We start from the raw sequence: 23,087 nt of genomic DNA, 5'->3' as shown, positions 1-23,087 counted from the left end.
CCCGCAGGCCGACTAGTCCTGCAGGGCGGCGACCTGCTCGGCGTAGGCGGTCTCGATGCGCTGCAGCCGGGCCTGGCGCGCGGCCTCGCTGACCCACTGCGCGTTCAAAGCGCTCTGCCGGGCGAGCTGGTATTGCAGCCGGGCCGCCGGCAGCAGCGCCTTGTTGTCGGCGGCGACATAGCCCAGCGACGCCCGCAGCGACTTGAGGACCTCGCGCTGGGCCTCGGCGCGCGGACCCCGCCCGCGCCCGTAGCCCACCAGGAAGGCGCGCAGCTTCTTCTGGAGTTCCGGCGGCACGTCGCTGCGCACCAGCACCTGGGCCGGCGGCGTCGGCTCCGACTGCCAGATCACCTGCAGGCGCCCGGCCTCGGCCGGGAACTGCGCGCGGAAGCGCTCGAAATCGGTGGTGTTGTTGGTCGCCACGTCGGCGTCGCCGTTGGCCACTGCCAACGCCGTGGTCTGGTGGGTGCCGACGATCTCGCTCTTGAAGCGGGTCTCCATCGCGATCCGGTTCGGCAGGAAGAGCTGGACCTGCGGCAGGATGAAGCCCGACACCGACCGGCTGTCGCCGCGCGCCAGGCGCCATTGCTCGGGCCGGGCCAGCAGGTCGGCGAGCGGGTCGGGCGGCCCGCCCTTGCGCACCAGCAGCACGGCGCGGTGGTCCGGCGTGCCGCCATGCCGCTCGACCTGGGCCAGCACCACCATGCGGCGCTGGGTCACGGCATCGAGCGCGAGCTGCGCCGACAGCAGGCTCAAGTCGACCTGGCGCTGCCGGATGGCCTCGCCGAGCGCCTCGTAGGTGGTGGCCGAGTGCACCGTCACGGGCCGGCCCAGCGCACGGCTGAGCTCGGCCAGCAGCGGGGTCCAGCTTTCGCGCGACTCGACCACGCCGCCGACCGGCAGCACGCCGAAGCGCAACTCGGCCGGCGCGGCCTGCGCCGCGGCAGCGGCGTGCCAGCCGAGCGCAGCGGCCAGCGCCACGCCCGCGATCGCCAGGGCGCCTCGTCTCAGCATGCCGTCACGGTGCCCCCGAACGCAACGCCGCCACCTGCTCGGCATAGGTGGCTTCGATGCGCTGCAGCCGCGCCTGGCGCGCCGCCTCGTTGACCCACTGCGAGGTCATGGTGCTTTGCCGCGCCAGCTGGTAGGCCAGCTTGGCGGCCGGCAGCAGCGAGCTGTTGTCGGCCGCCACGAAGCCGGCCAGGTCGTGCAGCGACTTCAGCACCGCGCGCTCGCTGTCGCCGCGCGGGCCCTTGCCCCGCGCGTACTCGACCAGGAAGAGCTGCACCTTCTTCTCGAACTCGGGCCCGTAGCCGCGCCGGATCACGATCTGCGCATGCGGAATCAGTTCCGACTCCCAGATCACCTGCAGCCGATCGGCTTCGGCCGGGAACTGCAGCCGGAAGCGTTCGAAGTCGGCCGTGTTGTTGGTGGCGACGTCGGCCTCGCCGTTGGCCACCGCCAGCGCGGTCACCTGGTGGGTGCCCACCACCTCGCTGCGGAAGCGGGTCTCCATCGCGATGTGGTTGGGCAGGAAAAGCTGCAGCTGCGGCACGATGAAGCCCGACACCGACCGGCTCTCGCCGCGCGCCAGGCGCCAGCCTTCGGGCTCGGCCAGCAGCTCCTTGAGGGTGGTGCGGGGGCCCGACTTGCGCGTCAGCAGCAGCGCGCGATAGCCCGGCAGGCCGTCATGGCGCGTCACCTGCGCCACCACCTTCATGCGCCGCAAGGTCACGGCGTCGAGCGCCATCTTGCCTGACAGGAAAGCCATGTCGACCTGGTCGCGCTGGATCGCCTGCTCCAGGGCCTCGTACGAGGTGACCGACAGCATGGTGACCGGCCGACCGATGGCGCGCTGCAGGTCCGCCAGCAGCGGTTCCCAGTCGTTGCGCGACTCGAAGGCCCCGCCCAGCGGCAGGATGCCGAAGCGCACGGGGGTGCCGGCGCCGGCCTCGGCCCCGCCGGCCGCCTGCGCCGCCGCCCCGAGCTGCCAGCCCAGGGCCAGCGCGAGTCCGGCGCGCAGCATCCAGGCCGCCACGCGCGCCGCACCGGCCCGGAACCGATCCGGCCGGGAAACCGCGACAACAGGGGAAGCGCAGAGGACGGGAGCCTGCATCTTTTTCTGGACCGCATCGGCCCGACGAGCCGAATGGGCTGGTCAAGCGAGTGCTGACTACAACACAATTAGAAACCAACTTAAGCAGTAAACGTGTCATTTTCATTGATCCATGCGCAACGGGGTGCCGCTCAGTGGCTGACAGCCGCAGCCGTTCCAGCTCCTCGATGAGCTGGTCCTTCCGCGCCCTGCGCCTGCTGGCCGGTCTGACACTGGCGCAGCAGCTGGTCCTGCTGGCGCTGTTGCCGGCCACCGTGGCGACCCTGGGCGCGATCGCGGTGCTGACGCGCCAGCACCTGGAGAACCTGACCGCGCTGATGCGCGCGAACGCCCAGACGGTGGCGCTGCAGGTCGCGACCGTGGCCCAGTCGCAGATGCAGCACATGGACCGCCGGGCGCTGCAGCGCACCGCGTTGTCCGGCAGCTTCCAGCCGCACGTGCAGCAGGTGCAGATCTGGTCGGAAGAAGGCGAGATCGTCGCCAATGCCGAAACCATGGACCGGCAGCGCGGGGAGGGGGTGCAGGTGGTCGCCCCGATCACCGGCGATGACGGCAGGCACAACGGCAAGGTGATGGTGGAGATGAGCCTGGAAGCGGTCGCGAGCGCCAAGCAGGCGGTCTGGCTCAATGTCGTGATCGTCCTGGGCGCCAGCCTGGCCGGGGTCGGGCTGGCCGGCTGGTGGGCGGCGCGGCGCATCAGCGCGCCGATCCAGGCGCTCGGCGAGGCGGTCGACCGGCTCGGCGCCGGCGAGGACGCGCAGGTCGAGATCGAGGGTTCGGCCGAGGTGCGGCGGCTGCAGCACGGCTTCAACCTGGCGGCCCGGGCGCTGCTGGACAGCCGCAACCAGCTGGAGAGCCGCATCGTCAACGCCACCGCCGAGCTGGCCAGCAAGAACCAGCAGCTGGAGGTCGCGAGCCAGGCCAAGACCCGTTTGCTGGCCGCCGCCAGCCACGACCTGCGGCAACCGCTGCATGCGCTGACCTTGTTTTCGGACGGCCTCGCCAAGGGCGAGACCGATCCGGTGCGGCTGCAGCGCATCGGCCACATCCGGGAGTGCGTCGAGTCGCTGGACCGGCTGTTCTCCGAACTGCTGAACCTCTCGCAGCTCGACGCCGGCGTGCTGCAGCCGCAGTGGACCGACTTCGCACTCGACACCCTGTTCGACGAAATCAGCCGCAACTTCCGGGCGGTGGCCGAGCAGAAGAACCTGCGGCTGGTGGTGCGCAAGACCGAGGCCTGGGTGCGCTGCGACTACGTCATGCTGTCGCGGATCCTCAACAACCTGGTCTCGAACTCGCTGCGCCACACCACCGAGGGCGGAATCCTGGTCGGCGCCCGGCGGCGCGGCAAGGCGATCCGCATCGACGTCTGGGACACCGGCATCGGCATCGCGGCCCATCACCAGCCGCGGGTCTTCGAGGAGTTCTACCAGGTCGACCCGCAGGGCCGGCAGGGCGGCAGGGAATCGCGCGGGATGGGGCTGGGCCTGGCCACGGTGCAGCGGCTCGCGGCCCTGCTCAACACCCGGGTCGAACTCATTTCCCGGCCCAACAAGGGCACCTGCGTGCGGGTGCCGGTGCGCGCCACGGCACCCGCGCCCAGCCTGCCGGCGCCGCCCGCGCAGCCGTTCGGCCCGCCGGCCGATGACGATGCCGGCCTGGCCGACATGGTGGTGCTGGTGATCGACGACGAGCGCACCATCCTTGAGGGCCTGCAGGTCGTGCTGGCGAACTGGGGCGCGCGGGTGCTGGCGGCGCAGAGCCGTTCCGAAGCCCTGGCACTGGCCGACGCCTGGGACCGGCCGCCCGACATCGTCGTGAGCGACCTGCTGCTGCAGGGCGGGGACAACGGGCTCGACGTGATCGCGGCGCTGGAACGCCACCCGCGCGGCATCGGGCCATCGACCGCGCGGCTGCTGGTGACCGGCGAGACCAAGCCCGACCGTTTGCGCGAAGTCGCCAGCGCCGGCGTCGCGGTGCTCTACAAGCCGGTCTCGCCACGGGTGCTGCGCCAGGCCATCAACATCCAGCTGGCCGCGGTGCGCAGCGCCGCCGCGGCACTGTAGGCGCCCGCCGTCGGACGCGCCCGTACGTCGTCCGGCATAGACCGACAGGCTGCGGATTTTCACCTGCGTTTCCCACAATGCGGCAGGCCGCGGGGCGACATAAGCCCTCTGCCTTATCGCGCCGAAACAGCCGGCTCCGTACATTCATTGGACCTCTCACCCCTGCGGAAGCAGTCCCGATGTTTGCCTGCCGTTTCCCTACGCTGCTTCGAGCGCAGCGCGCCCTTGTCGCCGTGTTCTGTGCAGCCTGGCTGTGCGGCGGCGCGCAGGCGGCCGGGCTGACGGTGCTGATGGCCGACGAGACCGCCGCCCATGCCGAATTCGTGCGCCAGCTGCGCGACGCCCAGGAGGCCGACAGCCGGTTCGACCTGATCCACCTGGCGGCCGGCGAAAGCAGCCTCGACGAGCACGCGCCCGGCATCACGATGGCGGTCGGCATGAGCGCGGCGCGCTCGGCGATCGAGCGGCCCGGCCAGGATCCGCTGGTGCTCGCGATGCTCAGCCGGCTCGACTACGAAAGCCTCAAGGCCACGCCCGCCCTGCGGCGGCCGGAGCGCCAGATCGGCGTGCTGCTGCGCGAACCCGCGATGGCCGACCAGCTGGCGCTGATCGATGCACTGCTGCCGGCGAAGCGCCGGGTGGGCGTGGTCGCCACCGCCGAGTCGGAGCCGATCGTGAGCGAATTGCTGCGCGCCGGCCAGGGCTGGGACCTGCAGGTCGAGTACGCGCCGGACGCCAAGTCGCTGGCGGTGGTGCTGCGCCTGCTGGTGTCGCGCAGCGACGCACTGCTGGTGCTGCCCGACAAGATCGGTGACAGCCAGGCCGCCACGCTGGCGGTGCTGCGCGCCGGCGCCAGTGCCGGCCTGCCGGTGTTCGGTACCAGCGATGGCCTGGTGCGCTCGGGTGGCCTCGCCGCCATGGTGGCGACGCCGGCACAGCTGGCCCGGCAGGCGCAATCGCTAGGTCGCAAGCTGGAGGCGTCCGGCACGGCCCCCGGCGTGCGGGTCGAGGTCGCCGCGCCGGCCACGGTCCGCGTGAACACCACCGTGGCGCGCGGCCTCGGCCTGCGCCTGCCCGACGAACGCGAACTGACCGCGCGGGTGAGCGCCCTCCGATGACCGCCCCGAGCCACCGCCTCGCCGCCCCCGCGCCGATCGTGCGGGCCAGCGACCCGCCGGTTGCGGAGCGTCGGGCGCTGGTGGTCGGCGCCAGCCTGCAGCGCGACCTGTTCCGCCTGGGCGTGGTGCCGTGCGTGGCGGTGGCGCTGGCGCTGACCGCATGGTTCACCCAGGGCCGGCTGGCGACGCTCGAAGCGGCCTTCGATGCCGAGGGCGAGGCGGTGGCGCGCCAGGTGGCGGCGATGTCCGACTTGAGCTTATATGCCGGCGACCTGCCGGCGCTGCAGAACGTCGCCAACGCCGCCCTGCGCGGCGGCCAGGTGACGCGGGTCGAGATCAGCAACAGCGCCGGCATCTACGTCACGGCCGGGCCGAAGACCGCGCCGCTGGCCCAGCTGCGCATGTTCACCGCGCCGGTCACGCTGCGCGAGGCCTCGCGCGCCAACGCCTTCGCGCCGGCCGGGTCGACCGCCTCCGGCGAGACACCGATCGGCCTGGTCCAGACCTTCCGCGACACCACCGCCTACGATCGCGAACGCACCCGCTCGCTGATGGCCGGCATCGGCGTCGCGATCATCGCGCTGCTGGCCGCCTGGGCCTGGGTGCGCCATACGGCGCGCGCGGTCGCCCAGCCGCTGCGGCGGATCTCGCGCACCGTGGCGGCGCTGGAATCGGGCCGCTTCGACGCCCGCTGCAACGTGGTGGCCGAGGACGAGGGAGAGCGCGAAGCCGGCGCCCGCGACCGTCGCGCCCGGCACGAGTTCGCCAACCTGGCGCACGACATCAATCGCCTGGCCGAGCGGCTGCAGCGCAACCGCCAGGCGAGCGAGGAGCGGGTGCGCGAAGCGACCGCGGTCGCACTGCAGCGGATGGCCGAGGCCGAGCAGGCGGCACTGTCCCGGGCCCGGTTCCTGGCGGCCGCCAGCCACGACCTGCGCCAGCCGCTGCACGCCATGGGCCTGTTCATCGACGGCCTGTTGCCGACCGCCTCGACGCTCCAGCGGCCGGCTGTGCTGCGGCTGCAGGAAGCGACCGAGTTCATGGGCGTGCTGCTCGACGACCTGCTGGAGATCTCGCGGCTCGACGCCCAGGTGCTGACGCCGGCGATCAGCGGCGTCTCGCTGGCCACGCTGTTCGACCAGCTCGAGGCCCGGCACGCCGCGCCCGCGGCCGCCGCCCGGGTGCAGTTGCTGTGGCGCGATCGCGGCCTGGCGGTGCGCAGCGATGCCGCGCTGCTGCTGCGGATTGTCGGCAACCTTGTGAGCAACGCGGTGCACCATACGCCACCCGACGGCACGGTGCTGGTGACCGCGCGCCGGCGCGGCGACGCGGTGCGCATCGAGGTGCGCGACAACGGAGTCGGCATCGCGCCGATCCACCAAACCCGCATCTTCGAGGAGTTCTACCAGGTCGCGAACACCGAGCGCGACCGGCGCCAGGGCTTCGGCCTCGGCCTCGCGATCTGCTCGCGCATCGCGGCCCTGCTCGGCGCCCGCATCTCGGTGCGCTCGGCGCTCCAGGCCGGCAGCACCTTCGCGATCGAATTGCCGCTGGCGAGCCCGCGCGAGGTGGTGCCGGTGGCGCCCGAAGCACCGGCGTCGGCGCCGCTGGCGGGCCTCCACTGCCTGGTGGTGGACGACGATCCGGCGATCCTCGAGGGCAGCCGGACCTTGCTCGCGCAATGGGGCTGCCAGGTGGATTGCGCCTCCAACCAGGCCGAGGCCCTGGCGCAGCTCGGCACCGGCGGCGCGCACTTCGACGTCGTGCTGTGCGACCTGCAACTGGCCCACGACGAGGACGGCATGGAAGTGCTCGCGGCGGCGCACCGGCTGCAGCCGGACGCGCTGCCGGTGCTGGTGTCGGGCGCCACCGGGCCCGAGGCGCTGCAGCGTTTGCGGCAGGGCGGCGTGCTGCTGCTCACCAAGCCGGTGGCGCCGGCCAAGCTGCGGGCGCTGCTGTCGACCCGGCGCAGCACTGTCATGGCCTGACTTGAATTCGAAAGCATTCCTTGTCGAATCAACTTGTTGGTTGGCTGTGACATAGCGCCCGAATAGCGCATGCGCCAGCACGACGATTCGCCATGTTTAATGCACGCCATTGATACCATTTGTATCTTTACCCCGGTCCGCAGGCTGCGGAAAGGATGAGTTGGGACACATGGAACCGATGCACTGGGAGTACATGGGCGCGCTGGGCGGCGTGATCGGCATCGGCTGGCTGGTCGTGGTGCCGATGTACCGTGGCTGGAACCACCTCAACGACAAGATGACCGCCCGCGTCAAGCGCAGCGTCCGAATGATGTCCGAGTGCGAAGAGCGAATGAACCCGATGACCACCGGCGCCGAGGCCGGTCCGACGGGCTCGCGGCTTCGCTGAGCGCGTCAGCCCGGCGCGCGGCCCGGCGCCGTCAAGACCGGGTCCATCGCGGTTCCGAGCCCGAAACGCACGCTCTCGCCCTCCACCGTCACCGCACAGCCCAGCCCGTCGGCCAGTGCCTGCAGCGCGATGGCGTCGATCGCGAGCGCGCGCGGCGCCCGGTGGGCGCCGGCGATGGGCTCGACCGGCGCCGCGGCGCCATGGCTGGCCACGAAGCGCAGCCCGTCGCCGCCCACGGCCTCGACCCGGATCTCGCCCAGGTTGGGCACGCTGTCGTGCAGGTGGCCGAGGGCGCCCAGCGCCATGTAGCGCAGCGCCGCGGCGGCCGGAAAGCGCGGCTCGCCTTCGACCGGCGCGAGCCCCTCGCCGAGCCTCAGCCCGATGCCGTTGAGCTCGAACGCCACCCGCATCAAGGTCGTGCACTGGGCCACCAGTGCGCTGCGCGTGATGCCGTCGTCATGGGTGGCCAGCTCCCAGTCGCGCAGCGAGCGCACGCCGCTGGCCAGCGCCGCCACCTGGTCCTCGATCAGCGCCACGCGCTCGGCCATGGCGGCGGCATCGGGGGCGACCTCGGCCACGTTGGCGAGCTGGCGCTTGAGCAGCAGCACGCCCATCCGGATCACCGACACCGGGGCCGCCATCTCGTGGCGCAGCGCCGGCAAGGCGCGGGTCAGCAGCTCGTGGCGCACCCCTGCCGCCATCCAGCTGCGCGCTCCGGGCGAAGACTTCATCGAGCCGTCATCCCGCCAGCGGCCGCGCCAGGATGCGATCGAGGACGTCGAAATCGATCGGCTTCTGCAGGTGGTGGTCGAACAGCCCCGCGGCGTCGCCGGCCTCGTCGGCGGCGTAGCCCGAGATCGCGACCAGGAGCGGCGGCTCGCCGCGGGCGCTGGCGCGCAACTGGCGCGCCACCTCGGTGCCGGGAAAATCGGGAAGGGTGAGGTCGACCAGCGCGGCGTCGAAGCGCTGCTGGGCGGCCACATCGAGCGCCTGCTGGCCGGTGTAGGTGCAGCATGCCGTGTGGTCCTGCAGCACCAGCAGCTCCTGCAGCAGGTCCGCCGCGGCGTGGTTGTCGTCGACGATCAGGACGTTCACTTGCAAATCTCCACCAAAGCAAAGTTCCAGAGTATCGGGCTGGCAAGCGCAATGGCGGTGTAGGACGCCGCCCCGCACCGTTCAGGCCGCCGGCGTGTCGGCGCTCAGCGGCAGAATCACGCTGAAGGTGGCGCCCTGCCCCGGCGCACTCGCCAGTTCGATCTCGCCGCCGTGCGAGCGCACGATCTGGCGCGCGATATAGAGGCCCAGCCCCAGGCCCGGGGCCTGCCGGCGGCTGTCGTCGGTGCGCTCGAACTGCTCGAAGATCCGCGCATGGTCCTCGGCCGCGATGCCCGGGCCCTGGTCGCTGACGCTCATCCGCGCGCGGCCCCCCTCCTGGCGCACGCTGACCTCGACCTGCTTGCCGGCACCGTAGCGCAGGGCGTTGGTGATCAGGTTGGTCAGCACCTGCTCGATGCGGAACTCGTCCCACACGCCCGGCACGCCGGCCGGCGCTTCGAGGCGGATCGGTGGGCCCACCGCCTCGGCCTGCTGTGCCAGGCTCTCGACCACGCCGCGCGCCAGCTGCGCGAGGTCCACCGGCCGGGGCTGGATCGACAGGGCGCCGCTGCGCATGCGGGTGACGTCGAGCATGTCGTCGATCAGCCGAACCATGTTCTGGATCTGGCGCTGGTCGCGCTCGATCATCGCCGGCAGGCGGTCAGGCGCGAAGGGCGCCATGTTGTTCTTCGACAGGTGCAGCTTGCGCACCTGGGTCTCGAGGTAGAGCGTGTTGAGCGGCGTGCGCAGCTCGTGAGAGACCATCGACATGAAGTCGTCGCGCATGCGCACCGCGCGCTCCAGCTCGCGCTGGGTGCACTGCAGCTGCTGCACCAGCGCCTCCTGCCGGCGGTGCGACACGGCCAGTGCGTCGATCTCGTGCTTGAGCGCCTTGCGATGCCGGTACAGGTCGACGAAGACGCTGACCTTGCTGCTCACCGTCTGGGCATCGAGCGGTTTCTGCAGGAAGTCGACCGCGCCGCTCTCGTAGCCCTTGAAGGCGTAGTTCATCTCGCGCCCGGCGGCGCTCACGAAGATGATCGGGATGTGGCGCGTGCGCTCGGTGCCGCGCATCATCTCGGCCAGTTCGAAGCCGTTCATGCCCGGCATCTGGACGTCGAGGATGGCGAGCGCGAACTCGTGCTCCAGCAGCAGCGCCAGCGCCTGCTCGGCCGACGACGCCTGGTACACCGGCCGCCCCGGGCCGCGGATCAGCGCCTCGAGCGCCAGCAGGTTTTCCGGCAGGTCGTCGACAATCAGCAGCTTGCTTTCGACATCAATGGGCATGGGCAGCATCCAGTTCCAGCAGAAGCGCGCGGATCTCGCGCAGGGGTAGCACGAAATCGGGCGCGTGGGCGGCGATGGCCGCGCGCGGCATGGTCGGCACCAGGGCCTCGGCCGGGTCCTGGACCACCGTCAGTCCGCCGGCCTGGTGGATGCGCAGCAGGCCCTCGGCGCCGTCTTCGTTGGCTCCGGTGAGCAGCACGCCGGCCAGCGCCGGGCCATAGGCATCGGCCGCCGAAGCCATCAGCACGTCGATGGCCGGCCGCGAGAACAGCACAGGCGGCTCGCAGCTCAGCGAGAAGCAGCGGTCGCGCTCGATCGACAGGTGATAGCCGGGCGGCGCGAAGTACAGCGTGCCCTGCGCCACCGGCGCCTTGTCCTCGGCCTCCAGGACCGGGAACGGCAGCCGGTGGCGGAAGATCTCGGCCAGCCTGCTTTCATGGGCTTCGGGCAAGTGGATCACGACCGCGGTCGGCAGCCGCCAGCTGGCCGGCAGGTCGCCGAGCAGCGCGATCAGCGCGTCGACGCCACCGGCCGAGGCACCGACGACCACGGCCTCGATCCGACGCGGCGGCAGCGGACTGGCGGTCATGCGGCAACCTCCGTGCTTCGCACTGCGGTGCGAGCCCCCTTCGGAGCGGCCGGGCGGGGGCTCATGAGGCCTTCCGGTAGATGCGCTCGGCGCGCGCCAGCACCCCGAAGCGCTCGGCATAGCCGGAGAAGTCGATGCTCTCCTTGGCGCCGAGGCCGAGAAAGCCGCGGTGGCACAGCGACTCGTGGAACAAGCCCAGCGCGCGGTCCTGCAGGGCCCGGTTGAAGTAGATCAGCACGTTGCGGCAGGACACCAGGTGGGTCTCGGCGAACACGCTGTCGGTCGCCAGGCTGTGGTCGGCGAAGGTCACGTCGGCGCACAGCGAGGGATCGAAGCGGGCGGCGTCGTAGGCCGCGGTGTAGTAGTCCGAGAAGGCGCGCTGGCCGCCGGCGCGCTGGTAGTTGGCGGTGTAGTTGCGCACCGACTCGAGCGGAAAGATGCCCTGGCGGGCCTTCTCGAGCGAAGCCGGATTGATGTCGGTCGCATAGATGCGGGTGCGCTCGAGCAGGCCTTCCTCGCGCAGCAGGATGGCCAGCGAGAACACCTCCTCGCCGGTGCTGCAGCCCGCCACCCAGACCGTCAGCGACGGATAGGTGTGGAGCACCGGCACCACCTGGCGCCTGAGCGCCAGGAAGTAGGCCGGGTCGCGGAACATCTCGCTGACCGGGATCGTGAGGTATTGCAGCAGCTGCGCGAACAGCGTCGGGTCCCGCAGCACGCGCTCCTGCAGCGCCGAGATGTTCGGCAGGCCGAGCTGGCCCAGCGCATACAGCACGCGCCGCTTTTGCGAGGCGCCGGTGTAGTCGCGGAAGTCGTAGCTGTACTTGAGGTAGATCGCCTCCATCAGCAGGCGCAGCTCGATCTCCGTGGCGCTCGGCGGATGCAGCGCGCGTTGCACCGGGTCCGTCTTCACAGCCGCTCCATCTTCGGCATCCACACGCGCAGCAGCGAGAACAGCCGGTCGAGGTCGACCGGCTTCGCCAGGTAGTCGTTGGCGCCGGCCGCCAGGCACTGCTCCTGGTCGTCCTTCATGGCCTTGGCGGTGACCGCGATCACCGGCAGTTTCTCGAAACGCGGGTCCTGGCGCAGCCGGCGCGTGGCCTCGAGGCCGTCCATCTCCGGCATCATGACGTCCATCAGCACCAGGTCGATGTCCTCGACCTGGTCGAGCTTTTCGAGCGCCTCGCGGCCGTTGCGGCCGATCTCGACCGTGGCGCCGCGCTGCTCCAGAGCGCTGGTGAGGGCGAAGATGTTGCGTACGTCGTCGTCCACCAGCAGGATGCGGCGGCCCTCGAACACCCGGTCGCGGCCGCGCGAGGTCTTCAGCATGCTCTGGCGTTCGCTCGACAGGTCGGCCTCGACCTTGTGCAGGAACAGCGTGACCTCGTCGAGCAGGCGCTCGGGCGAGCGCGCGCCCTTGATGATGATCGAGCGCGAATAGCGCAGCAGCTCGGCTTCCTCGTCGCGGGTCAGGTTGCGCCCGGTGTAAACGATCACCGGCGGGAACGACACGATCTCCTCGGTCGCCATCCGCTTGAGCAGCTCGCTGCCCTGCATGTCGGGCAGCCGCAGGTCGGTGATCATGCAGTCGAAGACGCGGCTGCGCAGCAGCGCCAGCGCCTCCCCGCCCGACGCCACCGCGGTGATCACGACGTCGTCATCGGCGATCAGCTTCACCACGCTGTCGCGCTGCAGCGCGTCGTCCTCGACCAGCAGCACCGCCTTGACCTTCTGCGTCAACTTGTCCTCGAACTTGCGGAACACGGCCTTCAGCTGGTCGCGCGTGGTCGGCTTCAGCGCATAGCCGATCGCGCCCATGTGCAGCGCCGCCTCGGCGCTGTCCTGGGCCGACACCACGTGGACCGGGATGTGGCGGGTCAGCGGATCGTCCTTGAGGCGCTGCAGCACGCCGAGGCCGGGGCTGTCGGGCAGCCCCATGTCGAGCAGGATCGCGTCGGGCAGGAACTGGGTCGCCAGGCTGAAGCCGTCGGCCGCGCCATGGGCGATCAGGCAGCGGTAGCCGAGCTCGTGCGCGAGGTCGTAGAGGATGTGGGCGAACTGCGGTTCGTCCTCGATCACGAGCACCCGCCGGGCCTGGTCGCGCGGCAGGGCGCGATCGTCGGCGAACTGGGGCGCGGGGATCGCCGCCGCGACCGGGGCCGCAGGGGCCGGCGGCGCCGGCGGCAGATCGGCGCGGGCCGGCGCAGGGGGCGCCTTGGGCGCCGCCGTCGCTTCGGCCTGCGGCGACCGCGCCGGCAATTGCAGCGTGAAGGTGCTGCCGGCGCCGGGCACGCTGTGCACGTTCAGCGTGCCGCCGAGCAGGCGGGTCAGGTCGCGCGAGATCGACAGGCCCAGGCCGGTGCCGCCGTAGCGCCGGCTGGTGGTGCCGTCGGCCTGGCGGAAGGCTTCGAAGATCACCTCCTGCTGGTCGGCCGGGATGCCGATGCCCGAATCGGACACCGCGAAGGCGGCTCCCCCATCGGCCGTGCCCGACACGGTCATTGCGACCTCGCCACGGTCGGTGAACTTGAGCGCGTTCGACAGCAGGTTCTTGAGGATCTGCTCGACCCGCTGCCGGTCGGTGACCAGCGAAGCCGGCGCGTCGGGACGGATGTCGAGCCGGAAGCCGAGCTGCTTCTGCCCCGCCAGCGGGGCGAAGTTCATGCGCAGGCTCTCGCCGAGCCTGGCGAGCGGCACATGCTCGGCCACCACGTCGAGCTTGCCGGCCTCGACCTTGGCGATGTCGAGGATGTCGTTGATCAGCACCAGCAGGTCGTTGCCCGAGGCGTAGATCGATTCGGCGAACTTCACCTGCTCGGCGTCGAGGTTGCCCCGCGGGTTGTCACCCAGCAGCTTGGCCAGGATCAGCGCGCTGTTGAGCGGCGTGCGCAGCTCGTGCGACATGTTGGCCAGGAACTCGGACTTGTAGCGGCTCGCGCGCTGCAGTTCGTCGGCCCGCTCCTCGAGGTCGCGCTGGACCCGGCGCAGCGCGGCATTGCGCTGGTCCAGCGCCTCCGTGCGCTCCGAGAGCTGGCTGTTGGTCTGTTCAAGTTCGGCCTGCTGGTTCTCCAGCGTGGCCTGCGAGGCCCGCAATGCGCGCGACTGCTCCTCGAGCTCCTCGTTGGCGGTGCGCAGCTCTTCCTGCTGGACCTGGAGTTCCTCGTTGAGCTGCTGGGTCTCGGCCAGCGCGTCCTGCAGTTGCTGGCGATAGCGCACCGCGCCGACCGCGCTGCCGATGGTGGCGGCCACCAGGTCGAGCAGCTGCAGGTCGCGCTCGTTCGGCGGGCGCGGCAGGCCGAGCTCGATCACGCCGTTGACGACGCCGTCGTTCTGGACCGGCAGCAGCACCGCGGCCGCCGGCGCCATCTCGCCAAGCCCCGAATTGACCTTCAGGTAGTCGGCCTGCACCGGCTCGACCCGCAGCAATCGCCGCTCCGACGCCGCCTGCCCGACCAGGCCCTCGTTGGGAGCGAACACCTGTGGCGAGGCCTCGGCCGCGGTCGAGAAGCCATAGCTCGCGATCCGGTGCAGCGCGCCATGGCGCTCGCGCAGGTACATCGCGCCGACCAGGCTGCCGACATGGCGCGAGAAGAAGGCCAGCACCTTGCGCCCCATCTCCTGGGCGCCGGGCTCGCCCACCAGTTCGGCACCCAGCTCGGTCTGGGCGCTGCGCAGCCAGGCCTGCTGCCGCAGCGTCTCGGCATGCGCGGCCTGCTCGCCCAGCGCCGCGTCGTAGCTGTCCGACAGGCGCAGCAGCTGGCGCCGGCCGAAATAGGCCAGCAGCCCGGTGGAGGCCAGGGTGAACAGCACGAACAGCGCGACGATCGCGATGCTGGTGCTCGTGACCTCGTTGTTGCGCTGAAAGCGCAGGTTGCGCTCGGTGTCGACGAAGGCCGCGAACTCGGCGCGCATGTCGTCGGTCAGGCGCTTGCCGCGGCCCAGGCTCACCGCCTGCTGGTAGTCGCCGCCGTTGCGCCGCAGGGCGATGGTCTCGCGGGCGAAGTCGTTCCACGAGGCCTGCAGCGCAGCGATGCGGTCGACCCGCGCCGCCTGCGCGGGGTTGTCGGACACCAGGGCCTTCAAGGCGCCGAAGTCGTCTTTCACGCGCGCCAGGGCGCTGTCGTAGGGCTCCAGGAAACTCTCGTCGCCGGTGATCAGGAAGCCCCGCATGCCGGTCTCCATGTCGATGCTGCGGCGCTGCAGCTCGGTCGCGCTGCCGGTGACGCGGTCGGTGTGCTCGACCCAGCCGATCACCGACAGCAGGTAGAGGATCAGCCCGACGAAGACCACGGCCCCGACCACGCCGCCGATCAGCGGCAGCTTCAGGTTGCGGCTGAGCAGGCGCTGGAATTCCTCGGGGTCGATCGCGGAGGGAGTTTTCATGGAGTCGGAGATGGACGAAGCAAAACCCGAGAAGCGTGCCAGACCCGGCGGCCGAGCCCTGTCGGATAAGGCCGCGAACTGGGCCGCCGCGCCTTGCGATGCGGCAGCGCCGCGCTACCCTTGCCCCATGGACATCTTCGACGAACCCAAGATCGACTGCCACAACCACATCCTCGACCCCAGGCGCTTCCCCTATGCGAGCGACACGCACTACGCGCCGGCGGGCCAGGAGACGGGCTCGGCCGATCTCTTCCTGGCCGTGATGGCGGCCCATGGCGTGCAGCGGGCCCTGGTCGTCGGCCCCAACTCCGGCTACGGCACCGGCAACAACGCCTGCCTGCTCGACGCCATCGCGCGCAGCCAGGGCCGCATGAAGGGGATTGCGGTGGTCGACAACGGGATCGCGCTCGACGCACTGGCCGAGCTGAAGGCGCAGGGCATCGTGGGCGTGGCCTTCAACCCCTCCTTCCTCGGCGTCGATTACTACCTCGGTGCCGGCGCGCTGATCGGCAAGCTGCGCGAGCTCGGCCTGCTGCTGCAGGTGCAGGTCGAGCGGGACCAGCTGCCCGCCCTGCTGCCGCTGCTGGCGGACGCCGGCGTGCCGATCCTGATCGACCATTGCGGCAAGCCCGATATCGCGGCAGGCCTGCGGCAGCCCGGCTTCCAGGCGCTGCTCGGCCTGGGACGATCGGGCAAGGCCTGCGTCAAGCTGTCCGGCTTCGCGAAGTTCTCGGGCCAGCCGCATCCGCACCAGGATGTCTGGCCCTTCGTGCGGGCCCTGGCCGAGGCGTTCACGCTCGAGCGCTGCCTGTGGGGCTCCGACTGGCCCTACCTGAGGGCGACCGAACGAATCGACTATGGCCTACAGCTGAAACTGATGGAGCAGCTCTTCCCGGATGCCGGCGAGCGCCGGAAGCTGTTCTGGGAAACGCCCCGACGGCTTCTGGGATGGACCGACTGAGTCGCGCGGCGCTGGAAAGGAACCGCCATGGACCCCACACCCCTCCACTCTCCCCCGGGCCGCTCGCTCAAGGCGATGTGGGCCACCATCGGCGCCCTCGCCGTGGCGGTCGCGGCGCTGGGTGGCGTCCTGCTGTACCAGCAGGCCCGCAACGCGGACTCGGCGCCGACTTCACCGGTGGCCGCGGCGCCGCCGATGCTGGCGCCCGCGCCCGATGACGGCAAGCCCGGACTGGTGCCGGCCGCGCCGCCACCGCCGGTCGTGGCGCAGGCGCCCGCCCCCGTTCGCGCGCCCGACGTGCTGCCGCCACCTGCCGCGCCGGCAGCAGCCCCCCCGGCGCCGCGCCCGGTGCCGGTCTGCGCCACCTGCGGCCACGTCGAGTCGGTCCGCCCCGTGCAGCGCCAGGTTCCGGCCACGGGCGTCGGCGCAGTCGCCGGCGGTGTGCTGGGCGGCGTCCTGGGCCACCAGATCGGCAATGGCAACGGCCGCACCGCCGCGACGGTGATCGGCGCGGTGGGCGGCGGCTTCGCGGGCAACGAGGTCGAGAAGCGCTACCACACCGCCACCGTCTACGAGGTCGGAGTGCGGATGCAGGACGGATCGCTGCGCACCGTCGAGACCGCCACCGCGCCGCCGGTCGGCAAGGCGGTCACGCTCAAGGGCAAGCTGCTGCAGCCGGCCGACGGCCACAAATAAGGTTCAGGCCGGCACCGCGTCGACGTTGGCCCGGTCCCAGTGCCGGTGCTTCGCGATCGCGGCGACGAAGTCCTGCGCCACCTGCTGCGCGGCGCTGGCATCGCCCAGGTTGGTGACCGGGGTCGCCGCCACGACCACGCCCGACGGCGCCGCCTTCGGGTCGGCGCCGATGCCCAGCGTGGCCAGCAGTTCGACCCCCTCGCCCACGGTGCAGATCGCCTTGCAGTGCTTGTAGGCCTCGAGCACGAAGTGCACCGCGTCGCCGTTGGCTGCCAGCGTTCGGGCGCCCTCGGCCCCGGCCGGCACCAGCACGGCGTCGAACATCACCGATGGCATGTTGACGAAGGTCGCATCGACATCCAGCTGGCGCTTCGAGGCGCTGGCGACCGTGCCGAGCCGCGGTCCGACCAGCTTGCACTGCGCGCCGGCCTGCTCGATGCCCTCGCGGATCGCCTTCAGCGACGCCGAGTCGACCCCGTCGGCGACCAGGATGGCGACCTTGCGGGTCTTGATCGAGCCGTTGCCGGTGTCTGCCATGCTGAGCGCCCGCGATTCGTCGATCGGCATCGTGAAGCGGTGGGCCCGGAAGCCCGCGCGCCCGGCCGCGGCCTTGGCGTCGGGCGCGTTGATGCCCAGCACCTCTGCCACGCGCCGCGCCAGCTTCTCGTCCACGTGCGCCAGGTTGTCGACCATGCGCTGGCGCACGGCCGGCACCTCGACCTTGGACAACTCGAAGCGGAAGGCCGCGATGATGTGCTCCTTCTCGGGCGCACTCTGGCTGTTGAAGAAGAGCCGGGCCTGCGTGAAGTGATCGTCGAAGGACGGACTGCGCCGGCGCAGCTTGGGCGGCTCCAGTTCCTCCGGGAAGGACTGGAAGCCGGCGCTGGCGCCATCGACCCGGAACTCCTTGCCGTCGCCCAGCGAATTCGGCTCATACGCCACCTGGCCGCGCGCGATGGTCTGCCGGTGCATGCCGTCGCGCTGGAAGTTGTGGAAGGGGCAGACGCCCTTGTTGATCGGCAACTCGTGGAAGTTGGCGCCGCCCAGGCGCGAGATCTGCGTGTCGGTGTAGGAAAACAAGCGCCCCTGGAGCAGCGGGTCGTTCGAGAAATCGATGCCCGGCACCACGTGGCCCGGATGGAACGCGACCTGCTCGGTCTCGGCGAAGAAGTTGTCCGGGTTGCGGTTCAGCACCATGCGGCCGATGCGCTGCACCGGCACCATCTCCTCCGGAATCAGCTTGGTCGGATCGAGCAGGTCGAAGCCGAAGGCATGTTCCTTGTCCTGCGGGATCATCTGCACGCCGAGTTCCCATTCCGGGAAATCGCCGGCCTCGATCGCCTCCCACAGGTCGCGCCGATGGAAATCGGCGTCCTTGCCGGCGATCTTCTGCGCCTCGTCCCAGGCGAGGCCGTGGATGCCCAGCTTGGGTTTCCAGTGGAACTTGACGAAGTGGCTCTCGCCGCGTGCGTTGACGAAGCGGAAGGTATGGACGCCGAAGCCCTCCATCATGCGCAGGCTGCGCGGAATGGCGCGGTCCGACATGGCCCACATCAGCATGTGGGTGGTCTCGGGCATCAGCGAGGCGAAGTCCCAGAAGGTGTCGTGCGCGCTCGCCGCCTGCGGCATGCCATGGTGCGGCTCCGGCTTGACGGCGTGGACCAGGTCGGGGAACTTCATCGCGTCCTGGATGAAGAACACCGGGATGTTGTTGCCCACCAGGTCGTAGTTGCCTTGCTGGGTGTAGAACTTGACCGCGAAGCCGCGCACGTCGCGCACCGTGTCGGCCGAGCCTTTCGATCCCGCCACGGTCGAAAAGCGCACGAAAACGGGCGTCTTCACCGCCGGATCCTGCAGGAACTCGGCCGCCGTGAATTGCGACATCGACTTGTAGACCTCGAAATAGCCGTGCGCTGCGGACCCCCGGGCATGCACCGCACGCTCGGGAATGCGCTCGTGGTCGAAGTGCGTGATCTTTTCCCGCAGGATGAAGTCCTCGAGCAGGGTCGGCCCGCGCGGCCCCGCCTTCAGCGAGTTGTGGTTGTCCGGCACCTGCAGGCCCTGGTTGGTGGTCAGCCGGGCGACGTTGTCGCTGGTGAAGGCAGCCAGTTGGTCCTGCTTGGCCTGGCTGCCGTCGCCCGGCTTCGGGCGACGGCCGGCGGCCGCCTTGTTCTGTTGCGTCATCGGGGTGTCCTCGGGTTTTCGCAGAACGAGGGCCGGCGACCGGGCCGCGGTCCATACTGCGGGTGATGCCTCAGCTTAAAGTCGGGCCGGCGCGCAGCACGTAGTGGGCGCGCGCTCCCGGCTGTCGGCGCTGCGAGGCGATCACGGTAGGACCGCACCGACGATCCCTCGCGATGGCCTACGCGGTTTCGGGCGGCCCTGCCCACGCGACGCCGCGGTGCACTTCCTTACGATGAAGTACGTCCCGGCCGGCATCAAACCTGCTTTACCAGTTTTTCTCCACCAAAGGTCCGCGCACCATGCTCATCAGAATCGGATTCGACATCGAGCTCGGGGTCACGGCGCCGACGGCCCTCATCTACATGCTGCAGCTCCATCCTTCGCGCGCAGCCGACCTCCAAGGCAGCGAGCAGCTCACGATCAGCCCGCCGCTGCGCACCGACCACTACACCGACAGCTTCAACAACCACTGCGCCCGCGTGGCGGTGCCCGCCGGCGTGAGCCGCGTGCGACTGCGCAACGAAGCGGTGGTGTTCGACACCGGCTGGCCGGACCCGGTGTGCCTCGGCGCGATCGAACATGCGCCCGCCGACCTGCCGCTGGAGACGCTGCAGTTCCTGCTGCCGAGCCGCTATTGCGAGGTCGACAGCGAACTGCTGCAGTTCGCCTGGGCCCAGTTCGGCGGCGTGCCGCAGGGCTGGCAGCGGGTGCAGGCGATCTGCGACTTCGTGCACAGGCACCTGCGATTCGACTACCAATGCGCCCGCGCCACGCGCACCGCGCTGGAGGGCTTCCGGGAGCGTGTCGGCGTCTGCCGCGACTTCACGCACCTGGCGATCACGCTGTGCCGCTGCATGAACATCCCGGCGCGCTACGTCACGGGCTACCTGGGTGACATCGGCATTCCACCGGTGCCGTATCCGATGGACTTCAGTGCCTGGTTCGAGGTCTACCTGGGCGACCGCTGGCACACCTTCGATGCCCGGCACAACACGCCGCGCATCGGAAGGGTGGTGATCGCGCGGGGCCGCGACGCGGCCGACGTGCCGATCACGATGGTGTTCGGCGTCAACACGCTGCAGCGCTTCGAGGTCACGACCGACGAGGTGATTGCCTAACTCGCACTGAAGTGCGCCCCGGCCATCACAAACGGAATCACCAGTTCGGGAACCAGGTACGCGAGCCAGACCCGGCGCGGCTCGGGCAGGCCCACCTTCGAGATCGACAACAGTCGGCCCAGGCCCGCGAGCAGCACGCCCAGGGCGATCAGGTAGACCAGGAAGCCCTGCTGGCGGACCGTGACGCCGGCCCAAAGGCAGATCAGCCCCATCGAGAAATAGACGCCCGCCATGAAGCGGTGAACGTTGTCCAGGCGCGGACTGGTGTCCGGTTGGCCGAGCACCATCTGCACGGTGCCGCCGAACAGGGCGATGGCGGCCACGAGGAACAGGCAGGCACGCACGATGACCTGGCTGACGAGGAGGGGGGCGTCGGGCGTCATGGAGCCTCTTTCTGGTGATCCGTTGCCGCATTCTGCCCAAGGCTAAGATCCGGCGAACCCCACTGCAGAGGAAGGTGCCGGATGCTGCGAACAATCCTGGCTTCGAGCCGCTACATCATGATCGTCCCCGTGATCGGCACCTTCCTGGGGTCGATGGCGCTGATCCTGTACGAGGCCATGGCGCTGTACGCGAGCTTCATCGACACCATCCGCGACGGCACCGTCTCGGCCAAGGCGGTCAAGATCTTCGCAGTCGGCATCGTCGAGGCGGTCGACGTCTTCCTGATCGCCATCGCGGTCTACATCATCAGCATCGGCCTCTATTCGCTGTTCATCGACGACAAGCTGCCGCTGCCCAAGTGGCTCGAGGTCCACAACCTCGAGGACCTCAAGGGCAACCTGGTCAGCGTGGTCATCGCGGTGCTCGCCGTGCTGTTCCTGCGCGAGGTCGTGGCCTGGGACGGCACCAGCGCCATCGCCGCGTTCGGCGCCGGCATGGCCCTGGTGATCGGCGCCCTGACCTTCTTCCTCGTCAAGAACAACGCCCGCCGATGACGCAAGGCCCGCCCCGCGAGCGCAGGCCACGGGCACCGACGGCGAGCGCAGCCTCGTCGACTTCGCCCGCCGGCACTTCGATCGTCACCTCGATCGGACCCGGCGCAGCGAAGGCCTCGACCCCGGCATCGATCCGGCCGAGGACGTGGAAGCCGCCGCTGATGGCCTGCCCGTCCTGGCGATAGAGGATCGCCAGGTCGGGGCCGGGCGCCCAGCAGATCATGTCGCCGACCTCGTAGGCCTGGGTCCGCGTGCCGCTCGCCGAGACGGCCGAGGGCAGCGGGCCGAATTTCTCGCGCCTGAACAGGTCGTGCAGCGTGAGCGTCAGCGGCAGCATGGCGACGAACTCCTGCGCCGCCCGGTTGTCCGCCAGGGTGGCCGGGATCACCTGGCCATTCAGCTTCAGATGGATCTTCATGTCTGGCCTCCCCGGCCCAGCTGGAGCTCGCGCAGGCGCTTCACGTCGCGCGCGGGGGGCGAGCCGAAGAAGCGGCTGTATTCGCGATTGAACTGCGACTGGCTCTCGTAGCCGACCCGATGCCCCGCCGTGGCGGCGTCGACGTTCTCGCTGATCATGATGCGCCGCGACTCCTGCAGCCGCAGCTGCTTCTGGAACTGCAGCGGACTCATCGCCGTGACCGCCTTGAAGTGCTGGTGCAGCGACGACACGCTCATGTGGACCTCGTCCGCCAGGTCCTCGACCCGCAGCGCCTGCTGGAAGCGCTGCGAGAGCACGCTGATGGCCTGGGCGATGCGCTGGCTGTGGCTGTCGACCATCGCCATCTGGGCCAGCCGCCAGCCGTCGGGCGCCTTCAGGAGCCGGTACAGGATCTCGCGCGTGATCAGCGGCGCCAGCGCCGGCACGTCCTCGGGCGTGTCCAGCAGCCGGGTCAGGCGCAGCAGCGGGTCCAGCAGGGTGGTCGACAGGTCGCCCGTGAAGATGCCGCGCGGCGAGCGCCGGTTCGGGAGCGCGGCGTCGAGCTGCAGGTCCAGGCCGAGCGCCGCGATGTCCTTGACGTCGAAACTCAGCCGCAGGCCGAGGTACGGCGCCTCCGGCGAGGCGTCGACCACCTGGCCCGACACCGGCAGGTTCTGCGCCACGACCAGGTACTGGCTGCTGTCGTAGATGTAGACGTCTTCGCCGAGCAGGACCCGCTTGCTGCCCTGCGCCAGCACGCAGAACGCCGGCTCGTGGATCGCATGCACCGGATGCTGCATCTGCGAAGCCCGGGCCAGCAGGAGGCGCGGTATGGCGGTCTGATGGGCGCCGTCGACGACGGTCATCCGGTCGATCAGCGCGGCGAGTTCGGCCCGCATCACGGTGGTCTGAAGTTGCTCGACGGGGCGCTCGCCATGCAGCGATCGAGGGGTGGAAGTGAACATGGAGCGAAGCTTAGGCATCTCGCGCCCGCTTGTCTCGGCCCGGGCGCGTCTGCCGGACCATCGTGCAAACATCCTCCAGAATCCTGCAAGCCGAAGGCTTCGCGGCGACGCGGCAGCCTGGGGCGACAATCGGCGCGTCGTTCGAAATCACCGCCAAGATGCCGCCCCCACAGTACCTGTTCCTCAGCCTTGCGGACCCTGCGTCGTCGGGCGGCCCTGCGCGCGTGCTGAATGCCGCGGGCCGATGGGCCCGGCAGGGCAGTGCGCGATCCCCCCTGCTGGCGTGGCCCGCGACCGAGGCGCCTGCCGCGCAGGCGGCGGCCGAGCGCGCGTCCGCGGCGCGCGGCCGCGCCGTCGCCGTGCTGGCGCGAGCGGATGCCGACGCGGTCGAAGGCAGCGACATCCAGCTGTTCGACGATGCCTTCGAGGCGGCGCTGCTGGGGCCCGCCGCCCACAGCGAGGCCAAGGCCCGACGCCTGCGCACCGAAGCCGAGAAGCTCGATGCGTTCTGCATGATCGTGCGTGCCGCCTCGGCCGCACCGGACCAGCAGGCCTTCGCCCAGGTCGGTCGGGCGGCGTCGAAGGCGTTGCAAGCCAAGTTCGGCGGCGGATCGATCACGTCCGCATTCGCGTGGCTGGCCGGGCCGGCGGGGCAGGCAGCGCTCGAGAGCCTCCTCACCGGCGACATCGAGCCCACGGGCGGGCTGTCGATCGCGCAGATCGTCGAGGCCGCGCGGCTCGCGCAGCAGGCGGAGCAGCTGCGCGAGAACCGCTGAG

21 protein-coding genes are annotated in these 23,087 nt (G+C 70.5%); 9 read left to right on the top strand and 12 right to left on the bottom strand.

Features of this window, described 5'->3' with window-relative positions:
• Positions 1-12 precede the first annotated feature (12 nt).
• Complete coding sequence (locus QTI17_RS13450; protein ID WP_286533707.1) at positions 13-1,014, bottom strand: phosphate/phosphite/phosphonate ABC transporter substrate-binding protein; 1,002 nt, start codon at positions 1,012-1,014, stop codon at positions 13-15.
• A 4-nt stretch (positions 1,015-1,018) separates the two neighbouring features.
• Complete coding sequence (gene phnD, locus QTI17_RS13445; RefSeq protein WP_478139807.1) at positions 1,019-2,026, bottom strand: phosphate/phosphite/phosphonate ABC transporter substrate-binding protein; 1,008 nt, start codon at positions 2,024-2,026, stop codon at positions 1,019-1,021.
• Between the two features lie 257 nt (positions 2,027-2,283).
• Between phnD and QTI17_RS13440 the strand changes: the two genes are divergently transcribed.
• The 4 genes from QTI17_RS13440 (at position 2,284) to QTI17_RS13425 (ending at position 7,676) form a co-directional block, all read left to right on the top strand.
• Entirely contained in the window at positions 2,284-4,182 is a 1,899-nt protein-coding gene (locus tag QTI17_RS13440; protein WP_286533703.1) for an ATP-binding response regulator, read from the top strand.
• A 179-nt stretch (positions 4,183-4,361) separates the two neighbouring features.
• Entirely contained in the window at positions 4,362-5,300 is a 939-nt protein-coding gene (locus QTI17_RS13435; RefSeq protein ID WP_286533701.1) for an ABC transporter substrate-binding protein, read from the top strand.
• Entirely contained in the window at positions 5,297-7,288 is a 1,992-nt protein-coding gene (locus tag QTI17_RS13430; RefSeq protein ID WP_286533699.1) for an ATP-binding protein, read from the top strand. Before QTI17_RS13435 ends, QTI17_RS13430 begins: the two co-directional genes overlap by 4 nt.
• Before the next feature lie 169 nt (positions 7,289-7,457).
• Complete coding sequence (locus QTI17_RS13425) at positions 7,458-7,676, top strand: hypothetical protein (protein WP_286520044.1); 219 nt, start codon at positions 7,458-7,460, stop codon at positions 7,674-7,676.
• Between the two features lie 5 nt (positions 7,677-7,681).
• Here the strand turns inward: QTI17_RS13425 and QTI17_RS13420 are convergent, their stop codons facing one another.
• The 6 genes from QTI17_RS13420 to QTI17_RS13395 all read right to left on the bottom strand — a co-directional run bounded on the left by QTI17_RS13420 (position 7,682) and on the right by QTI17_RS13395 (position 15,030).
• Complete coding sequence (locus tag QTI17_RS13420) at positions 7,682-8,407, bottom strand: hypothetical protein (RefSeq protein ID WP_286533697.1); 726 nt, start codon at positions 8,405-8,407, stop codon at positions 7,682-7,684.
• Positions 8,408-8,414: 7 nt separating this feature from the next.
• Positions 8,415-8,771, bottom strand: a complete 357-nt coding sequence (locus QTI17_RS13415) for a response regulator (RefSeq protein ID WP_286533696.1) — start codon at positions 8,769-8,771, stop codon at positions 8,415-8,417.
• An 81-nt stretch (positions 8,772-8,852) separates the two neighbouring features.
• Positions 8,853-10,058, bottom strand: a complete 1,206-nt coding sequence (locus QTI17_RS13410; RefSeq protein ID WP_286533694.1) for a hybrid sensor histidine kinase/response regulator — start codon at positions 10,056-10,058, stop codon at positions 8,853-8,855.
• Entirely contained in the window at positions 10,048-10,647 is a 600-nt protein-coding gene (locus QTI17_RS13405) for a chemotaxis protein CheB (protein ID WP_286533692.1), read from the bottom strand. Before QTI17_RS13405 ends, QTI17_RS13410 begins: the two co-directional genes overlap by 11 nt.
• Positions 10,648-10,708: 61 nt before the next feature.
• The gene (locus tag QTI17_RS13400) at positions 10,709-11,560 is read right to left on the bottom strand and encodes a CheR family methyltransferase (RefSeq protein ID WP_286533691.1); all 852 of its coding nucleotides are present in this window, start codon (positions 11,558-11,560) and stop codon (positions 10,709-10,711) included.
• Positions 11,557-15,030, bottom strand: coding sequence for a response regulator (locus QTI17_RS13395; protein WP_286533690.1), 3,474 nt, complete (start codon positions 15,028-15,030; stop codon positions 11,557-11,559). Before QTI17_RS13395 ends, QTI17_RS13400 begins: the two co-directional genes overlap by 4 nt.
• A 127-nt stretch (positions 15,031-15,157) precedes the next feature.
• Between QTI17_RS13395 and QTI17_RS13390 the strand changes: the two genes are divergently transcribed.
• Both QTI17_RS13390 and QTI17_RS13385 read left to right on the top strand, forming a co-directional pair.
• Positions 15,158-15,991, top strand: a complete 834-nt coding sequence (locus QTI17_RS13390) for an amidohydrolase family protein (protein WP_286533688.1) — start codon at positions 15,158-15,160, stop codon at positions 15,989-15,991.
• 27 nt (positions 15,992-16,018) lie between these two features.
• Positions 16,019-16,687: an outer membrane lipoprotein gene (locus tag QTI17_RS13385; RefSeq protein WP_286533686.1), complete on the top strand. Its 669-nt coding sequence runs from the start codon at positions 16,019-16,021 to the stop codon at positions 16,685-16,687.
• Positions 16,688-16,690: 3 nt separating this feature from the next.
• Here the strand turns inward: QTI17_RS13385 and katE are convergent, their stop codons facing one another.
• Positions 16,691-18,895 carry a catalase HPII gene (gene katE, locus QTI17_RS13380; RefSeq protein ID WP_286533829.1) on the bottom strand — a complete coding sequence of 735 codons (2,205 nt, stop codon included), beginning with the start codon at positions 18,893-18,895 and terminating at the stop codon, positions 16,691-16,693.
• Between the two features lie 275 nt (positions 18,896-19,170).
• On the opposite strand from katE, the gene QTI17_RS13375 reads away from it, so the two are divergent.
• Positions 19,171-19,989: a transglutaminase-like domain-containing protein gene (locus QTI17_RS13375; RefSeq protein ID WP_286533684.1), complete on the top strand. Its 819-nt coding sequence runs from the start codon at positions 19,171-19,173 to the stop codon at positions 19,987-19,989.
• Here the strand turns inward: QTI17_RS13375 and QTI17_RS13370 are convergent.
• The gene (locus QTI17_RS13370) at positions 19,986-20,372 is read right to left on the bottom strand and encodes a DUF4345 family protein (protein ID WP_286533682.1); all 387 of its coding nucleotides are present in this window, start codon (positions 20,370-20,372) and stop codon (positions 19,986-19,988) included. The genes QTI17_RS13375 and QTI17_RS13370 overlap by 4 nt on opposite strands.
• A gap of 81 nt (positions 20,373-20,453) precedes the next feature.
• Here QTI17_RS13370 and QTI17_RS13365 point away from each other — a divergent pair, with 81 nt between their 5' ends.
• Positions 20,454-20,927, top strand: coding sequence for a YqhA family protein (locus tag QTI17_RS13365; protein ID WP_286520025.1), 474 nt, complete (start codon positions 20,454-20,456; stop codon positions 20,925-20,927).
• On the opposite strand, the gene QTI17_RS13360 is transcribed toward QTI17_RS13365, so the two are convergent.
• On the bottom strand, positions 20,905-21,345 hold the full coding sequence (locus QTI17_RS13360; protein ID WP_286533680.1) for a cyclophilin-like fold protein: 441 nt from the start codon (positions 21,343-21,345) through the stop codon (positions 20,905-20,907). The genes QTI17_RS13365 and QTI17_RS13360 overlap by 23 nt on opposite strands.
• Positions 21,342-22,310, bottom strand: coding sequence for an AraC family transcriptional regulator (locus tag QTI17_RS13355; RefSeq protein ID WP_286533679.1), 969 nt, complete (start codon positions 22,308-22,310; stop codon positions 21,342-21,344). The genes QTI17_RS13360 and QTI17_RS13355 overlap by 4 nt, the downstream gene beginning before the upstream one ends.
• 158 nt (positions 22,311-22,468) lie before the next feature.
• Between QTI17_RS13355 and QTI17_RS13350 the strand changes: the two genes are divergently transcribed.
• Entirely contained in the window at positions 22,469-23,086 is a 618-nt protein-coding gene (locus QTI17_RS13350; protein WP_286533677.1) for a hypothetical protein, read from the top strand.
• The last annotated feature ends 1 nt before the right edge of the window (position 23,087 follow it).

It is taken from the genome of Variovorax sp. J31P179 (assembly GCF_030316985.1).
GTDB lineage: Bacteria > Pseudomonadota > Gammaproteobacteria > Burkholderiales > Burkholderiaceae_C > Variovorax > Variovorax ginsengisoli_B.
The sequence above is the reverse complement of the archived record's forward strand: the minus strand, read 5'-3'. Positions and strand labels throughout refer to the sequence as shown.

What these genes read in the sequence shown, in the direction of transcription:
- QTI17_RS13450 (WP_286533707.1), bottom strand. Translation starts at nt 1,014, where the DNA reads ATGCTGAGACGAGGCGCCCTGGCGATCGCGGGCGTGGCGCTGGCCGCT.
- phnD (WP_478139807.1), bottom strand. Translation starts at nt 2,026, where the DNA reads ATGCTGCGCGCCGGACTCGCGCTGGCCCTGGGCTGGCAGCTCGGGGCG.
- QTI17_RS13440 (WP_286533703.1), top strand. Translation starts at nt 2,284, where the DNA reads ATGAGCTGGTCCTTCCGCGCCCTGCGCCTGCTGGCCGGTCTGACACTG.
- QTI17_RS13435 (WP_286533701.1), top strand. Translation starts at nt 4,362, where the DNA reads ATGTTTGCCTGCCGTTTCCCTACGCTGCTTCGAGCGCAGCGCGCCCTT.
- QTI17_RS13430 (WP_286533699.1), top strand. Translation starts at nt 5,297, where the DNA reads ATGACCGCCCCGAGCCACCGCCTCGCCGCCCCCGCGCCGATCGTGCGG.
- QTI17_RS13425 (WP_286520044.1), top strand. Translation starts at nt 7,458, where the DNA reads ATGGAACCGATGCACTGGGAGTACATGGGCGCGCTGGGCGGCGTGATC.
- QTI17_RS13420 (WP_286533697.1), bottom strand. Translation starts at nt 8,407, where the DNA reads ATGAAGTCTTCGCCCGGAGCGCGCAGCTGGATGGCGGCAGGGGTGCGC.
- QTI17_RS13410 (WP_286533694.1), bottom strand. Translation starts at nt 10,058, where the DNA reads ATGCCCATTGATGTCGAAAGCAAGCTGCTGATTGTCGACGACCTGCCG.
- QTI17_RS13405 (WP_286533692.1), bottom strand. Translation starts at nt 10,647, where the DNA reads ATGACCGCCAGTCCGCTGCCGCCGCGTCGGATCGAGGCCGTGGTCGTC.
- QTI17_RS13395 (WP_286533690.1), bottom strand. Translation starts at nt 15,030, where the DNA reads ATGAAAACTCCCTCCGCGATCGACCCCGAGGAATTCCAGCGCCTGCTC.
- QTI17_RS13390 (WP_286533688.1), top strand. Translation starts at nt 15,158, where the DNA reads ATGGACATCTTCGACGAACCCAAGATCGACTGCCACAACCACATCCTC.
- QTI17_RS13385 (WP_286533686.1), top strand. Translation starts at nt 16,019, where the DNA reads ATGGACCCCACACCCCTCCACTCTCCCCCGGGCCGCTCGCTCAAGGCG.
- QTI17_RS13375 (WP_286533684.1), top strand. Translation starts at nt 19,171, where the DNA reads ATGCTCATCAGAATCGGATTCGACATCGAGCTCGGGGTCACGGCGCCG.
- QTI17_RS13370 (WP_286533682.1), bottom strand. Translation starts at nt 20,372, where the DNA reads ATGACGCCCGACGCCCCCCTCCTCGTCAGCCAGGTCATCGTGCGTGCC.
- QTI17_RS13365 (WP_286520025.1), top strand. Translation starts at nt 20,454, where the DNA reads ATGCTGCGAACAATCCTGGCTTCGAGCCGCTACATCATGATCGTCCCC.
- QTI17_RS13360 (WP_286533680.1), bottom strand. Translation starts at nt 21,345, where the DNA reads ATGAAGATCCATCTGAAGCTGAATGGCCAGGTGATCCCGGCCACCCTG.
- QTI17_RS13355 (WP_286533679.1), bottom strand. Translation starts at nt 22,310, where the DNA reads ATGTTCACTTCCACCCCTCGATCGCTGCATGGCGAGCGCCCCGTCGAG.
- QTI17_RS13350 (WP_286533677.1), top strand. Translation starts at nt 22,469, where the DNA reads ATGCCGCCCCCACAGTACCTGTTCCTCAGCCTTGCGGACCCTGCGTCG.